General features: G+C 66.0%; 13 protein-coding genes and 1 tRNA gene. 8 read left to right on the plus strand and 6 right to left on the minus strand.

The window, feature by feature from the left end:
- Positions 1 to 47 precede the first annotated feature (47 nt).
- The 5 genes from M2428_RS08575 to aceE form a co-directional block, all read right to left on the minus strand.
- Positions 48 to 293 (minus strand): acyl carrier protein, encoded by a 246-nt coding sequence (locus tag M2428_RS08575; protein ID WP_079554778.1) that lies wholly within the window; start codon positions 291 to 293, stop codon positions 48 to 50.
- A 202-nt stretch (positions 294 to 495) separates the two neighbouring features.
- Positions 496 to 1,557, minus strand: coding sequence for a beta-ketoacyl-ACP synthase III (locus M2428_RS08580; RefSeq protein ID WP_277525557.1), 1,062 nt, complete (start codon positions 1,555 to 1,557; stop codon positions 496 to 498).
- Positions 1,554 to 2,483, minus strand: a complete 930-nt coding sequence (locus tag M2428_RS08585; RefSeq protein WP_277525558.1) for an ACP S-malonyltransferase — start codon at positions 2,481 to 2,483, stop codon at positions 1,554 to 1,556. The genes M2428_RS08580 and M2428_RS08585 overlap by 4 nt, the downstream gene beginning before the upstream one ends.
- Before the next feature lie 87 nt (positions 2,484 to 2,570).
- Entirely contained in the window at positions 2,571 to 3,815 is a 1,245-nt protein-coding gene (locus M2428_RS08590) for a helix-turn-helix domain-containing protein (RefSeq protein ID WP_229996014.1), read from the minus strand.
- 241 nt (positions 3,816 to 4,056) lie between these two features.
- Positions 4,057 to 6,837 carry a pyruvate dehydrogenase (acetyl-transferring), homodimeric type gene (aceE, locus tag M2428_RS08595; RefSeq protein ID WP_277525559.1) on the minus strand — a complete coding sequence of 927 codons (2,781 nt, stop codon included), beginning with the start codon at positions 6,835 to 6,837 and terminating at the stop codon, positions 4,057 to 4,059.
- Between the two features lie 411 nt (positions 6,838 to 7,248).
- Between aceE and M2428_RS08600 the strand changes: the two genes are divergently transcribed.
- The 8 genes from M2428_RS08600 (at position 7,249) to M2428_RS08635 (ending at position 13,369) form a co-directional block, all read left to right on the plus strand.
- Positions 7,249 to 7,668, plus strand: a complete 420-nt coding sequence (locus M2428_RS08600) for a DUF3052 domain-containing protein (protein WP_018773429.1) — start codon at positions 7,249 to 7,251, stop codon at positions 7,666 to 7,668.
- A gap of 29 nt (positions 7,669 to 7,697) precedes the next feature.
- Positions 7,698 to 8,195 carry a peroxiredoxin gene (locus M2428_RS08605; protein ID WP_277525931.1) on the plus strand — a complete coding sequence of 166 codons (498 nt, stop codon included), beginning with the start codon at positions 7,698 to 7,700 and terminating at the stop codon, positions 8,193 to 8,195.
- A 4-nt stretch (positions 8,196 to 8,199) separates the two neighbouring features.
- A complete protein-coding gene (locus M2428_RS08610; protein WP_277525560.1) occupies positions 8,200 to 9,144 on the plus strand; it encodes an NAD-dependent protein deacetylase in 945 nt (314 codons plus the stop codon).
- A gap of 90 nt (positions 9,145 to 9,234) precedes the next feature.
- Positions 9,235 to 9,310 (plus strand) — tRNA-Val (locus tag M2428_RS08615).
- Between the two features lie 194 nt (positions 9,311 to 9,504).
- Positions 9,505 to 9,795, plus strand: coding sequence for a hypothetical protein (locus tag M2428_RS08620; protein WP_277525561.1), 291 nt, complete (start codon positions 9,505 to 9,507; stop codon positions 9,793 to 9,795).
- A 260-nt stretch (positions 9,796 to 10,055) separates the two neighbouring features.
- Positions 10,056 to 10,886 (plus strand): fumarylacetoacetate hydrolase family protein, encoded by an 831-nt coding sequence (locus tag M2428_RS08625; protein ID WP_277525562.1) that lies wholly within the window; start codon positions 10,056 to 10,058, stop codon positions 10,884 to 10,886.
- Between the two features lie 169 nt (positions 10,887 to 11,055).
- Positions 11,056 to 11,853: an IclR family transcriptional regulator gene (locus M2428_RS08630; RefSeq protein WP_277525563.1), complete on the plus strand. Its 798-nt coding sequence runs from the start codon at positions 11,056 to 11,058 to the stop codon at positions 11,851 to 11,853.
- Between the two features lie 166 nt (positions 11,854 to 12,019).
- On the plus strand, positions 12,020 to 13,369 hold the full coding sequence (locus tag M2428_RS08635; protein WP_277525564.1) for an MFS transporter: 1,350 nt from the start codon (positions 12,020 to 12,022) through the stop codon (positions 13,367 to 13,369).
- 366 nt (positions 13,370 to 13,735) lie between these two features.
- Here M2428_RS08635 and M2428_RS08640 read toward each other — a convergent pair whose 3' ends face one another.
- Positions 13,736 to 14,800 carry a D-2-hydroxyacid dehydrogenase gene (locus M2428_RS08640; RefSeq protein ID WP_346780732.1) on the minus strand — a complete coding sequence of 355 codons (1,065 nt, stop codon included), beginning with the start codon at positions 14,798 to 14,800 and terminating at the stop codon, positions 13,736 to 13,738.
- Between the last annotated feature and the right edge of the window lie 71 nt (positions 14,801 to 14,871).

Genomic DNA, 14,871 nt, shown 5'->3' on the forward strand with positions numbered 1-14,871 from the left:
GCGCCCGGACCGGGCACCGGGGTCCGCCGTTGCCGGCGGAAGCCAGACTAGGCCTGGGCGTTGGAGATGAAGCTGACGGCGTCGCCGACGGTCTTGAGGTTCTTGACCTCTTCGTCCGGGATGCGGACGCCGAACTTCTCTTCGGCGTTGACCACGATGGTCATCATCGAGATGGAGTCGATGTCCAGGTCCTCGGTGAAGGACTTGTCCATTTCGACAGCCTCCGTGGCCAGGCCGGTCTCTTCGTTGACGATTTCAGCCAGGCCGGCCAGGATTTCTTCGTTGCTAGCCATTGATGGCTCCTTTTCTGGTTGTTGCCCGCGGCCGCCGGTGGAATACCGGCAGCCGCGGGCGGAAATGATTCAAACCGAGGGTTCGGCTTGGTGCGGGAATGCTTGCTGAGCACAGCATTGGGGGCGAGCCCTAAAAGTGAAGGACATGCGGTGCAAAGGTAAAACGGGCGGAACGTATTTAGTTCGGAAAAGCGGTGGCTGCCTAAGGAAGCACGACCACCTGGGCGCCGAAGACCAGTCCGGCTCCGAAGCCGATCTGCAGCGCCAGCCCGCCGCTGAGCTCGGGGTTTTCCTCAAGCAGGCGGTGGGTGGCCAGGGGGATGGACGCCGCGGAGGTGTTGCCGGCGTCGGCGATGTCACGGGCGATCTTGACGGTCTCGGGCAGCTGCAGTTTCTTGGCCATCTCGTCGATGATGCGCATGTTGGCCTGGTGCGGGATGAACGCGGCAAGGTCCTCGGACCGGATGCCGGCGGCGTCCAGGGCCTGCTGGGCCACCTTGGCCATCTCCCATACGGCCCAGCGGAAGACGGTCTGGCCGTCCTGGCGCAGGGTCGGCCACAGGGACGCGTCGGTCAGGGCCGCTTCCTCATCGCTGACGGCGGCGCCGCGCTTGCCGGTCAGGGCGAGCTCGCGGATGTCCAGCATGGAGTGGGTCATGCCGATGGCATCCCACTTGCTGCCGTCCGATCCCCACACCGATGGGCCGATGCCCGGCGTGTCAGAGGGGCCGATCACGACGGCGCCCGCGCCGTCGCCGAGCAGGAAGGAGATGGTCCGTTCCGTGTTGTCGATGACGTCGGAGAGCTTCTCGGCACCGACCACCAGGACGTAGGCGGCCGCGCCGGAGCGCACCAGGGCGTCACCCTGGGCGATGCCGTAACAGTAGCCGGCGCACGCCGCGGAAATGTCGAAGGCCGGCGCCGGCGTCGCGCCGAGGCGGTCGGCGAGGCTCGCGGCAGCAGAGGGGGTCGCGTACGGGTGGGTGACCGTGGAAACGATCACGGCGCCGAGCTGGGAGGCCTCGATGCCGGCCTTTTGCAGCGCCTCACGTGCGGCGCCCTCGGCCATGTCAATCACGCTGACGTCGGCGGGCGCGCGGTGCCGGGTGACGATGCCCGTACGCTGGCGGATCCACTCGTCCGAGGAATCGATCCACTGGCACACGTCATCGTTGGTCACGATCACGCTGGGTCGGTAGGCGCCGACACCCATGATGCGGGTGTTCTCCTGCACGGGCGCCTGCTTCAAAGTGGGAACGCTCATGCCCCTCCCTCCAGTTCTGCAAATAGGGCCAGGGCCGCGGAAAGGTCGTCCGGGGTCTTGACGGTGACGGTCTTGACGCCGGGCATGCCGCGCTTAGCCAGGCCGGCTAGTGTTCCGGCGGGAGCCAGTTCGATCACGCCGGTTACCCCGCGCTGCACCATCGTCTCCATGCAGAGGTCCCAGCGGACCGGACGGGAGACCTGGGCGATCAGGCTGTCGACGGCGGCAGCGCCGTCGGTGACTTCCGCGCCGTCGAAGTTGGACAGCAGCGGAACCAGCGGGTTCTGCGGGTGCAGCGACGGGCGCAGGGCCTGCAGGGCCGCGCCGGCGGGGGCCATGTGCGAGGTGTGGAACGCGCCCGCGACCTTCAGCGGAATGACCCGGGCCTTGGCCGGCGGGTTCTCGGCCAGGGCCTTGAGCTGCTCCATGGTGCCGGCGGCGACGGTCTGGCCGGCCCCGTTGACGTTGGCGGCGGTGGCTCCGGCAGCGCCAATGGCTGCCAGGACGTCCGCGGGGTCGCCGCCCACTACGGCGCTCATGCCGGTGGGGGTGGCGGCAGCAGCGGCGGCCATGCTGTTGGCGCGTTCGCGGACAAACGTCATGGCCTCGGTTTCCGTCAGCACACCGGCGAGCGAGGCGGCGGTGATTTCGCCGACGGAATGGCCGGCGAGGATGACCGGCAGCGTGCCGAGCTCGACGTCGAAGAGTGACTTTGCGGTCACCAGGCCTGCGGCCACGATCAGGGGCTGCGCTACCGCAGTGTCCTTGATGGTCTCCTCATCGGAGGTGGTGCCGTGGGCGGTGAGATCGATGCCTGCTATTTCGCTGAGGGAGGCCAGGAGGCCTGCGACGGGTGGCAGTTCCAGCCAGGGGGCCAGAAAACCAGGGGTCTGGGAGCCCTGTCCAGGGCAGACGATTGCAAGCACGTAACCAGCTTTCCAAATTACCGCGTGAACATTCGTGTTTTCATGCACCAAGCTCACTGGGTCAGTTTGTAGGAAGTCTACAACGGTTCAGGAGCCGTTGCGGGGAGGCTGCCGCTCGGTGGGGGCCTTCGGCGGGGTCGAAAGCCGGCCCACCACGAGGGCGGTCTGGAGCACGAACGCCTCCCGCGGCAGCAGCGGATCCCAGCCTGTGACGTCGCACACGCGCTTGAGCCGGTAGCGCACCGTGTTGGCGTGGACGAAGAGTTCGCGGGCCGTCGCCTCGAGCGAATGACCCAGCTCGAGGTATGTGCCCAGGGTCTCCACCAGCCCGTTGGAGGCGGCCAGCAGCGGGCGGTAGATGTTCTTGACCAGCGAGCGGCGGGCGGCGTCGTCGCCGGAGATCACGCGCTCGGGGAGCAGGTCATCGGCCGCCACTGGGCGCGGCGCGGAAGGCCACGCACGGGCTGCGGTGAGGCCGGCAAAGGCTGACTGGGCGGAGCCGCTGGCTTCGAGGAGGGAGCCGGCCTCCGGGCCGTAGACCACCGGGCCGGGGGCAAAGAGCTCGCTGAGCTTCAGGTACGCGGTCTCCCGGTCGTGGACGCCGCCGAGGATCAGGATGAGCCGGTCGCCCTGGATCCCCACGAGGGCGTCCTCGGCGAAGCGCCCCGCCGTGCGCCGCAGTTCGCTGACGTAGCTGGCGCTGGGTTCGGACGGGGAATTGCCGACCATGACGGTGAAGCGTTCCTGCGCCTTCCAGCCCAGGGCCGCGATCCTGGACCGCAGAGCGTCCGTGTTTTCTCCGCGGAGGATGGCATCGACAATCAGGGCCTCCAGGCGGGTGTCCCAGGAGCCGCGGGATTCCGCGGCGCGGGCGTAGACGTCGGCGGCCGCGAACGCGACCTCCCGCGAGTAGCGCAGCACGGCTTCCCGGAGGGCCCCCTGGTCCGCCTCCGGGGCGATCACCGGGACCTGGTCCTCCACGACTTCCACGACGATCCGGATCAGCTGGAGCGCCTTCTGGAGGCTGATCGAGCGGGTCAGCTCGGTGGGCGCGGTGCCGAAGACGTCGGAGAGGATCCACGACGGCGAGCTCGGCCGCTCATACCAGGTGACGAAGGCTGCGATGCCGTTCTGGGCCACCATGCCCAGGGCGGAACGTTCATCCGAGTTCAGCCGGCCGTACCACGGTAGGGACTTCTCCAGCTGGCGCAGCGTCGTCGTCGACAACTGGCCCACGCTGGCCCGGAGCTTCTTGAGGGTCTCGGCTTTCTCCGGAGTCATCGCCCTCGAGGCCGGCTTGCGTTTTTCGGGAGTGGTGATCGGCTCTGCCATGCATTGAGCATACGGGGCGCGCCGTCCAAGCTCCATTTGTGCGAAGGCTACAACTCGCTTTGCCTTAGGTCACAGCGTCCCCGGCCCGGTTCCCGGTCCGGCTCCCTGCCCACCCCCGGTGGGAGGCAGCGGACGGAGACAGAGGGAGGCCGGGGGACTCCGAGCGGTTAAACGCCCGACGGCGGCCCCCACCAACAGGTGTGAACCGCCGTCGAACGTTCGCTCTTGCGCTGGAGCGCGGTTAGGAGTCGCCGCCCGCGTTGCCGGTGGTGCCGGCGTTGACATTGTGCAGGCGGTACTTCTCGATGGCCTGGGCAGGCGCCTGGGCATCCACTTCGCCCCGGCGGGCCAGCATCTCCAGGGAACGGACCACAACTGAGTGGATGTCGTTCTTGAAGAAGCGGCGTGCCGCGGCGCGGGTGTCCGAGAAGCCGAAGCCGTCCGCGCCGAGCGAGGCAAACTCGTTCGGCAGGAACTGGCGGATCTGGTCCGGCACGGCCTTCATGTAGTCCGTGACTGCCACGATCGGACCGGTGGCGCCGGCGAGCTGCTGGGTCACGAACGGAACGCGGGCGGGCTGGCCGGGGTTGAGGAAGGCGTCTTCCTCGGCGGCCATGGCGTCGCGGCGCAGTTCGGTCCAAGAGGTCACGGACCAGACATCGGCTGAGACGCCCCAGTCCTCGGCGAGGACCCGCTGGGCTTCGAGGGCCCACGGGACAGACACGCCCGAGGCCAGGATCTGCGTGCGCGGGCCGTCAATCTTGGCCGGCGCCAGCAGGTAGATGCCCTTGATGATGCCCTCGACATCGAGTTCCGCCGGTGCCGGCGGCTGCACGATCGGCTCGTTGTAGACAGTGATGTAGTACATCACGTTCCTCGACGGGTCGTTGTCGGCCGGGCCGGGGCCGTACATCCGGTTGAGGCCGTCGCGCACGATGACGCCCATCTCGTAGCCGTATGCCGGGTCGTAGGTGATGACCGCCGGGTTGGTTGCCGCAAGCATGGGGGAGTGCCCGTCCGCGTGCTGCAGGCCTTCGCCGGTCAGCGTGGTGCGGCCGGCCGTGGCGCCGATGATGAACCCGCGGGTCATCTGGTCGGCAGCTGCCCAGAAGGAGTCGCCCGTGCGCTGGAACCCGAACATCGAGTAGAAAACGTAGACCGGGATGAGCGGTTCGCCGTGGGTGGCGTAGGACGTTCCGGCGGCGGTGAAGGCTGCCACGGAACCGGCCTCGTTGATGCCGGCGTGCACGATCTGGCCGGAGATGGACTCCTTGTACGCCAGGACGAGCTCGCGGTCCACGGAGAGGTAGTTCTGGCCGTTCGGGTTGTAGATCTTCGCCGTAGGGAAGAACGCGTCCATGCCGAAGGTGCGGGCCTCATCCGGGATGATCGGCACAATCCGCTTGCCGAACTCCTTGTCCCGCATGAGGTCCTTGAGCAGGCGGACAAACGCCATGGTGGTGGCGGCGTGCTGCTTGCCGGAGCCGCGGTTGGCGACTTCGTAGACTTTCTCATCCGGGAGGGTGACGTCGACGTGCATGGAGCGCCGCTCGGGGACGAATCCGCCCAGTTCCTTGCGGCGGCCCATCAGGTACTGGATCTCCGGGGAGTCCATGCCGGGGTGGTAGTACGGCGGCCGGTAGAGGTCCGCGTCCAGCTGCTCGTCCGTGATCGGGATGCGCAGGTGGTCGCGGAAGGCCTTGAGGTCGGCCATCGTGAGCTTCTTCATCTGGTGGGTCGCGTTGCGGCCCTCGAAGTGGGTGCCCAGACCGTAACCCTTGACCGTGTGGGCCAGGATGACCGTGGGCTTGCCCTTGAACTCGGTGGCGGCCTTGTAAGCGGCGTAGACCTTGTTGTAGTCGTGGCCGCCGCGCTTGAGGTTCCAGATCTGGTCGTCGGACAGGTCCTGGACCATTTCCTTGGTCTGCGGGGTCTTGCCGAAGAAGTGCTCGCGGACGAACGCGCCGGACTCGGCCTTGTACGTCTGGTAATCGCCGTCGACGGTCTCGTTCATGATCTTGACGAGCGAGCCGTCCTCATCCTTGGCCAGGAGGTCATCCCACTCGCGGCCCCAGACCACCTTGATGACGTTCCAGCCGGCGCCGCGGAAGAAGGCCTCAAGCTCCTGCATGATCTTGCCGTTGCCGCGGACGGGTCCGTCGAGGCGCTGGAGGTTGCAGTTGATGACGAAGTTAAGGTTGTCGAGCTTGTCGTTCGCCGCGAGCTGGAGCAGGCCGCGGGACTCGGGCTCGTCCATTTCGCCGTCGCCCAGGAACGCCCAGACCTGCTGGTCCGAGGTGTCCTTGATGCCGCGGTTGTGCAGGTACCGGTTGGACTGCGCCTGGTAGATCGCGTTCATCGGGCCTATGCCCATGGAAACCGTGGGGAATTCCCAGAACTCCGGCATGAGGCGCGGGTGCGGGTAGGAGGAAAGGGCATGGCCTTCCTTGGACTTCTCCTGGCGGAAGCCGTCCATGTCCTCTTCGCTCAGCCGGCCTTCCATGAAGGCGCGGGCGTACATGCCGGGGGAGGCGTGGCCCTGGAAGAAGATCTGGTCGCCGCCGCCGGGGTGGTCCTTGCCGCGGAAGAAGTGGTTGAACCCGACCTCGTAGAGCGTTGCGGCACCGGCGTAGGTGGAGATGTGCCCGCCGACGCCGATGTCCGACCGCTGCGCCCGGTGCACCATGACGGCGGCATTCCAGCGCAGCCAGGCCCGATACTTGCGTTCAATCTCCTCATCGCCCGGGAACTCCGCTTCCTGGTCCACCGGGATGGTGTTGACGTAGTCCGTGGTGGTGACCATCGGAACACCCACGCTCTGCGCCCCGGCCCGCTGGAGCAGACTGCGCATGATGTACTGGGCACGTTCCGTGCCCTGTTCCTGAATCAGGGTATCCAGGGACTCCAGCCATTCGGCGGTCTCTTCCGGATCACGATCAGGCAGCTGGTTTGTCAACCCGCTGAGGATATGGGAGGTATCTTCTCCTGCAGCCACGTCCAACCTCTCTTTGAGCGCATCCATCGGCACCCTCAGCTCCGGGCAGGGTGACTGCCAGGCGTGAACGCGACGTGTGCGACATATCGGTTACAACAGCCCGGTCGTATGCGCCGGGCAAAGGTCCAATCACGGTACGCCTGCCTGTAAATAGCCGGGCGGTTGCCCGGGCAGGCGTAGTCGTCATCAGCCACTCTAGTCGTGCTGGCAGATGGATGCGTAGCCGCCGCATGGACCCGCCGCCGTATTTCACGGGCATACTGGTTGTGTGACGAAGCGCTGCCCGGCAGCCTTCGGATCGCCCTGTGTGACGCAGAATATGGCGGATCGCGGTGCCAACAGCTTGAAGCGAGAGCCCAAAGGGTGTTGGCTTGGAGTAATGGAAATCACTAGTGCCATTGAAAACATGAAGCAATTCACAAAGCATAGGAGCAACACGTGAGCGAGGCCGACGCCGCCACTTCGGTAAATGTGGCGGAGAAACTGGGTTTCAAAGACGGGGACCTGATTCAGGAATTCGGTTATGACGACGACGTCGACTTCGACTTGCGAGACGATATCGAAGATCTCACGGGCTCTGAGCTTCTCGACGAGGACGACCACGAGGTGGTCGATGCCGCCATTCTCTGGTGGCGGGCAGGTGACGGAGACCTTGTTGACACGCTGGTCGATTCGCTGACCACTCTCACCGAGGGCGGCGTTGTCTGGGTCCTGACTCCCAAGTCCGGCCGGGACGGCTATGTGTCGCCGGCGGACATCCAGGATGCCGCCCCCACAGCAGGGCTCCACTACACCACTTCCGCCGGCGTCTCGAAGGACTGGAGCGCCACCCGGCTGGTTACGCGGAAGAACAAGTGACCCAAGCGGTCCAGCACGAGGCCACTGCCGTGTCTGCCGCTGCGCTGCCCGCCGCCGCTGCGCCCGTTCCCGGCGTCGGCGATTCCGCCCCGGATTTCGAGCTTGCCAATCAATTCGGCGAACCGGTGCGCCTTTCAGACTTCCGCGGCCGCAATGTAGTCATTGTCTTTTATCCCTTCGCTTTCTCCGGCATCTGCACCGGGGAACTCTGCGAAATCCGGGACAACCTGGCTCTGTTCGAAGATGCCGATGCCGCCGTGCTGGCTGTCTCGGTGGACAGCAAGTTCGCCCAACGGGCCTACGCCGAGAAGGAAGGCTACGGTTTCGACCTGCTCGCCGACTTTTGGCCGCACGGCGCCGTGGCCTCGGCCTACGGGGTGTTCGACTCTGAAAGCGGCATGGCACTGCGCGGCACCTTTATCATTGATGCGGCAGGAATCGTCCGCTACGTGGTGGTGAATCCCCGCGGCCAGGCCCGGGACCTTGCCGAATACCGGACAGCCCTCGCGGGACTCGGCGGGAACTGAGCCGGTGAGGCAGCGGCGGCCAGGAATCGGAATGACCGGGTTTGCCAGCCTCCCGCCGGCCACGGCAGCCGAGAGTGCCGCCCAGACCGCCGCGGAGCTCCAACACAGCGAAACCGGGATTCTGCAGGACATCCACGCCCTGCTGTCCGGGCGGCAGTTTGCCGTGCTGACCGGTGCTGGTCTGAGCACGGATTCGGGCATCCCGGATTACCGCGGACCAGGCGCCGCTCCGCGGACCCCCATGACCTACCAGGAATTCATCGGCGAACCCGGAAACCGGCAACGCTACTGGGCCCGCAATCACATCGGCTGGTCGCATCTGCGCCGGGCGGATCCCAATGACGGCCATGCCGCGGTAGCCCGGCTGGAACAGCGGGGACTGCTCACCGGACTCATTACCCAGAACGTGGACCGTCTCCACGAGGACGCCGGCAGCGTCAATGTCGTGGACCTGCACGGCCGGTTCGACCAGGTTGTGTGCCTGGACTGCCGCCGGCTGTTCAGCCGCCGGATGCTGGCCAGTGTCCTGGAGGAACTCAACCCCGGATTCCTGGAACGGGCGCAGGCCGCCGGGGTGGTTGAGATGGCCCCCGACGCCGATGCCACAGTCGAGGACGCTGGACTGATCGAATCGTTCGTCGTCGCCCGCTGCCCCGCCTGCGCGGGAACTTTGAAACCGGACTTCGTCTACTTCGGGGAAAATGTACCCAAGGACCGCGTGGAGCGCTCCTACGCCATGGTTGACGCGGCCCGGGCGCTCCTTGTGGCTGGCTCGTCGCTCACCGTGATGAGCGGCCTGCGTTTTGCCCGTCACGCGGCGAAACAGGGCAAAGCCGTGGTCATCATCAACAGGGGACCGACGCGCGGGGACAACCTCGCCACCATCAAGTTGGACGCAGGGGTCAGCGGGGCCTTGACCTGGCTCGCCGCCGAGCTGCCGGCACTGTAGGGATGGCCTGGCCGATTGGCGCTTGGCCGGTGATATCCGGTACAGTAGCTGTTCGTTGGTTGAAGCGCTGAGGCGCGGATACCGCGGTTTGGGTCTTTAGCTCAGCTGGTAGAGCGCCACGTTTACACCGTGGATGTCATCGGTTCGATCCCGGTAGGACCCACCACAAGAAACCCCGTCATGTCGGACCATCTGGCCCGCAAGGCGGGGTTTTGTGCGTCCGGTGATCCGTTCGGGCGCTTTTCGGCCGTCGGTTCAGTGAGATGTCTGTGTCCTCTAAATGTACGTTCTCCGAATTTGCCCGTGCCCTAATTTGTCCGTGCCTCTAAAATGTCCGAGCCCCACCCTAGCGTGTGGGGCATGGAGCACGTGATGGTGAAGATGGGTCCGGACGGGCGGCCGCTGGCCGTGGTCCGCGGGGGCAGGGAGTGGCTGGTCGGGGCCGAGCCGGTGCGCTGGTTCGAGCGGGTCAGCTGGTGGGAGGCCGAGCGCCGGATGCCCAAGGGCCTGAGCCGCGTGGACGTCGAGGTCTGGCAGATCCAGGCAAGGCTTGGCCGTAACCGTGGATCGGCCCTGACCACCATGGAATTGATCCGGGACGGCCTCGGCGGCGGCTGGCGGCTGCGGGGGGCGGTTGCGGACGCCGCATAGAGTGCCGGGCCTGGGGTGTCGGGCCGACGTCGATGGGCGGCCCCGCCGGCTCTTGTTGGTGGTCCGGATACCGGCGTCACCCGGGCATTGGAAAAGCCTTCCACCGCGACTATTGGGGGATGCCGCGGTGGAAGGCTTGTTACGAATATACCGTGAACGATTGGAAATGTGAAACACCGACGGCGTTTCGACGCGCCAGGAATTAGGCTATTCGATGGCCTAATTCCGGGCCGCAGGACCCTGCCGCCTAGGATGTTTTCATGACCGCCACGACTGCCCGCCGAATCGCCAGAGTCCGCCCCCTTTCCCGGGCGGCCGAGGACGAACACTTCTTCGTCACCAACGACGCACCGGACTTTGGCAGTGCGGCCGGCAGAGTGTGGACGGTTACCACCTCCCCCTTCCCCGGTTCTGCGGCTAATGCCGGCAGCCCGCCCCGCGGCGGCTGGGAAATCGGCGCGACCGTGGATGAGACATCATTTACGTTCCTCGCCCCCAGCGCCCCCGCCAACGTCCTGGGCATGGCGCACAATACCGGCCGGGCGGGCCGCGAGCTTCCGCCGCAGGCCTTCCACAAGGCGGCCACCAGCGTGGTCGGCCCGGGCGACGCAATTGAACTCCGGCCGGGGGTGGGCCGCGTCGAGCCGGAGGCCGAACTGACAATCGTCGTCGGGAGCAAGGTCCGCGGATTGACGCCCGGCAACGCCAGGAGCGCAGTCCTGGGCTACACCATCGGAAACGACGTCTCCGCCAGGGACCTGCAGGAATCCGACGTCCTGTGGATCAGTGCCAAGAGCCAGGACACGTTCACGCCTGTGGGGCCGTGGATTGTCACGGACCTGACGGGGGACGACTTGGCGATCGGCATCAACCACAACGGGGTGGATCTCAAGGCGGCCAGCTCCGCCGATCTCGGCTGGAGGGTGGAGGAAATACTCGCCTATCTGACCTCCTTCATGACGCTTCACCCGGGCGACCTGGTGCTGACGGGATTCCCTGCCGAGTGTGCGCCAATCGTTCCCGGCGACACTGTCACCTGCCACATTGCAGGCATCGGCCAGCTGACCAATCCCGTTGTGTCCGCCGCCTGACAGACCGGCGGTCCACAAAGAGGAGCGCTGACAGAGGAGCGCCGGGTAGACGAGGGCCAGCAAGGTCCCGCATCGCGGCGCCAGACATTATGATGGTTAGTGTTCAGCTGACTGGACGGCATTTGAATGAGTGGCGCGGCGACTTGCGCGCGATACCTGAAGGAGAATCATGGCCGATTCCCGAGTTTCCCGAACCTCCGACGGATTGGGGAGCGCGTCACCCGCACCGGCCGTCACCCGCGCCGCCGCTGTGCTGGACGCCCTGGCCGCATCTGCGACCGGACGCCTGACGCTCAGTGATCTGGCCAGGGAGCTAGGAATTCCGAAGTCCTCAACCTCCAACCTCCTGCTCGCACTCGAGGAGGCCAGGCTGATCAACCGCCAGGGCGCGGAGTTCACGCTCGGCCGCAAATTGGTTGAGCTGGGTGCGGCGTACCTCAGCCGCCTCGACGAGGTCCAGGAGTTCTACCGTTTCTGTGAACAGGCTCCTACGCTTTCGGGAGAAACGGTCCGGATCGCCATGCTGGATGGAACAAACGTCATCTATCTCGCCCGCTACGAAGGACACCCGGCGGTGCGCCTGACGTCCAACATCGGCGACAAGATGCCGGTTTCCCTCTGCGCCGTGGGCAAGGCGCTGATAGCGCGACTGCATGACCACGACGTCGACGAGATGTTCGCCGACGAGGCCGAACTGCCGGTCCTGACGCCTAAGTCGCTGCGCACCGGAGCTGAGCTCAAGGCGCAACTCGCCGTCATCCGGGAGCAGGGCTACGCGTTCGAGGATGAGGAATCCACCACCGGTGTCGTGTGCCTGGCCGTGGCCGTCCCGACGCGGGGTGCACACGGCCCCAGCCTCGGCCTCTCGGTCACAGCACTGAAGGCGACGTACTCGCAGGAGCAAGGCGCCATGATGGTCAAGGAACTCCAGGACCTCGCCCGGTCCCTGGGCAATCCCATGGGCTAGTGCCCGTAACGCCGGGCCGTCCCGGGTCGCCACGATAAATCTGATTATTCATTGGCTAGGCGACCATCATGCTGTACGCTGTTCAGCATGATGATCGACTCCTTTGAGGGGTTGCTCACATCCCACCAGGCCAACGGGGTTCTGGAGTGTTCTTGAGGGAGTGCTTGTGACAACTCGTACTAATACACCGCTCGCTGAAGCGGACGGCGCCGTCGTCGATCCGGAACAGCTGCGACGGGCAACGCTTGCCAGCTCTGTAGGCTCCGCTCTGGAGTACTACGACTTTTACATCTATGGCCTGGCTTCGGCCCTGATCTTCGGCCCGCTGTTCTTCGCGCCGCTCGGCGAGGACGGAGCCCTGATCGCTTCCTTCGCCACGTACGGCGTAGGTTTCGCGGCCCGGCCCTTTGGCGGAATGGTCTTCGGCTACATCGGCGACCGGTTCGGCCGCAAAATGGTCCTCATCCTCACCATCGGCCTGATGGGGACCGCCAGCTTTGCCATCGGCCTGCTGCCGACTTACGAACAGGCAGGCATGGTGGGCGCCGTGCTCCTGGTCTTCCTGCGCATTTGCCAGGGGCTGGGTGCCGGTGCGGAACAGGCGGGCGCCACCACGTTGATCTCCGAAGTCGCGCCGCGTCGCCGTCGTGGTTTCTTCGCCTCTCTCCCGTTCGTCGGCATCCAGCTGGGTACCCTGCTCGGCGCCGGCACGTTTGCCCTCATTGCCATGGCCGACAAGGCCACCCTGCAAGGCTGGCTGTGGCGGGTGCCCTTCCTGGCCAGTGTGCTCCTGGTTGTTGTGGCCCTGTTCATTCGGCTTCGGCTGAAGGAAACGCCGGTGTTCCAGGAGCTGGAGAAGCACAAGAATGTGGTCAAGAACCCCATCGGCCAGCTGTGGAAGCACTCCAAGAAGAACGTGCTAATCGGCATCGGCCTGCGGATGGGTGAGAACGGCAATTCCTCGATCTACTCCGCCCTGCTGATCGCGTTCCTGGCGTCAAAGGACGGCGTTTTTCCCGGCGACAAGTTCATCGGTCCGGTTGGCCTGCTCATTGCAGCAGGGTTCGCCGCCGTCATGGTGATCACGTTCGGCGCGCTCTCGGACAGGTTCGGCCGCGTGCCGGTCTACCGCTACGGTGCCCTCTTCCAGGCGCTCATCGCGCTGCCGGCGTTCTACCTGGTCACCCTGGGCAACGTCACACTCGTCTGGGTTGTCATGGTAGTGGGCATCGCCCTCGGCGTTCAGTCTATGCTCGGCCCCCAGTGCCCGCTGCTGCCTGAACTCTTCGGCTCGCAGTACCGCTTCACCGGCGTGGCCATGAGCCGCGAGTTCTCGGCCGTCCTGGCCGGCGGACTGGTACCGCTGGTAGGCGCCGCGCTTCTGGCCGCCACGGACCATTCCTGGCTGGTGCTTGCCATCTACTCGCTGGTGCTTGCACTGATCTCGTTCGTCACCACCTTCTTCACTCCCGAGACGGTGGGACGCGACCTCCTCCTCATTGAGGACGCGAGCTAGGCGCACCCGCCCTTCTCCGCCCGCCCCCTGCGGGACACTTCAGGCCGCGGCCCCTTCCGCTCAGGAAGGGGCCACGGCCTTTTGCGACACGGCAAGCGCCTGGCGACGCGCACAATACCCGGCGCTACCGGAATACCGGCGTCGAGGGACAATATGCGCGTCGCTGAGCGGGACCCGCGTCGCTGAGCCGAGTGCGCCTCGCCGGCAGGGATGCGCATCGCGGGACCCGGAGGTGCGGCGTCAGGGTGAATGCGCGTCGCCAGCCGGATATGCGGCCCCACGCGGCCCAGCGCGGCGCCGGACAGCAAAGGGCGGCCCAACCGTTTCCGGTGGGGCCGCCCTGGGTGCTTGGTGCGGAAGCGGGGCTTAGTAGAAGTGGACCGTGTCCACGAGGTGGGGGAGTTCGCCGCCGTCGAGGTAGGTCCGCAGGTTGCTGCAGAAGCGCTCGGCGATCAGCCGGTTTTCGGCTGCGCTGAGGGCCGAGGTGTGCGGGGACACCATCACCCTGGGGTGGGTCCATAGCGGGCTGTCCTGCGGGAGCGGCTCCACGGCAAACACATCCAGGCAGGCATAGGAGACCTGGCCATTCTCGAGCGCCTCCAGGAGCGCCTCCTCATCCACCACCGTGCCGCGGCCCACGTTGACGAAGACCGTTCCGGGCTTCATGGCAGCGAAGACCTCCCGGCCGAAGAGTTTCTCGGTGTACGGCGTGCCGGGAAGAGTGTTGACGACGGCGTCTGCGGCGCCGAGCAGGCCGGCGAGGCCGTCGTTGTCCGTGACCACGTCGATCCCGTCGATGGGCTCCACGGTCCGCTTGGTGCCGCTGACAATCATGCCCAGGGCGCGGGCAATCCGTGCGGTCTCGAGCCCGATCTCGCCCAGCCCGGTGACCACCAGGCGGGAGCCGTTGACCAAGCGGGTGGGGGTGCGGAGCTCGGGCCAGACCTTGGCGGCCTGGTCCTGTGCCAGTTCCGCGCTGCGCTTGAAGCCGTTGAGGATGCCGAGGGCGGCGAATTCGGCCAGCGGCAGGGCGTGCACCCCGGCGGAGGTGGTGACCTTGAACTTCTGCAGCGTCGCGGCGTCCAGTCCTGCGGCCTTCACGGCACCGCCGGCACCTGCCGCCATGGCATGGATCCACTCAAGGCGGGGGTTGCTGCCGGCGATCCTGGCGAGGCCCGCCGGGTTTTCGTTGGGGAGCCCGTACAGGACCTGGGCCTTGTTGAGCATGTCCCAGTAGCGCTCTTCCTGCTCCGGCGTCCGGCGGAAGTCCGGATCGCCCGCATGGTCGGCGGGAAAACGTTCCGGCGGCAAGAGCTCGGGCTCGTAGAGGACGGTCACGGACGGGTCTACGGCGCGGATGCGTTCCACCAGCTCTGCTTCGAGCGGGACGGCGATCGCGACGGTGGTTTGGGTCGTCATAGTGTTCATCATACTGAATGGAGGCTAGAATGCTGAACAGTTTCAAATATTTACCACTGTAAAGATAAGCCACAACGATGTGA

Source organism: Arthrobacter sp. ES3-54 (assembly GCF_029504395.1).
Lineage (GTDB): Bacteria > Actinomycetota > Actinomycetes > Actinomycetales > Micrococcaceae > Arthrobacter.

Bases quoted from the DNA above. Each gene is read 5' to 3' on its own strand.
- M2428_RS08575 (WP_079554778.1), bottom strand. From the start codon at position 293: ATGGCTAGCAACGAAGAAATCCTGGCCGGCCTGGCTGAAATCGTCAAC.
- M2428_RS08580 (WP_277525557.1), bottom strand. From the start codon at position 1,557: ATGAGCGTTCCCACTTTGAAGCAGGCGCCCGTGCAGGAGAACACCCGC.
- M2428_RS08590 (WP_229996014.1), bottom strand. From the start codon at position 3,815: ATGGCAGAGCCGATCACCACTCCCGAAAAACGCAAGCCGGCCTCGAGG.
- aceE (WP_277525559.1), bottom strand. From the start codon at position 6,837: ATGGATGCGCTCAAAGAGAGGTTGGACGTGGCTGCAGGAGAAGATACC.
- M2428_RS08620 (WP_277525561.1), top strand. From the start codon at position 9,505: ATGGAGCACGTGATGGTGAAGATGGGTCCGGACGGGCGGCCGCTGGCC.
- M2428_RS08625 (WP_277525562.1), top strand. From the start codon at position 10,056: ATGACCGCCACGACTGCCCGCCGAATCGCCAGAGTCCGCCCCCTTTCC.
- M2428_RS08630 (WP_277525563.1), top strand. From the start codon at position 11,056: ATGGCCGATTCCCGAGTTTCCCGAACCTCCGACGGATTGGGGAGCGCG.
- M2428_RS08640 (WP_346780732.1), bottom strand. From the start codon at position 14,800: ATGATGAACACTATGACGACCCAAACCACCGTCGCGATCGCCGTCCCG.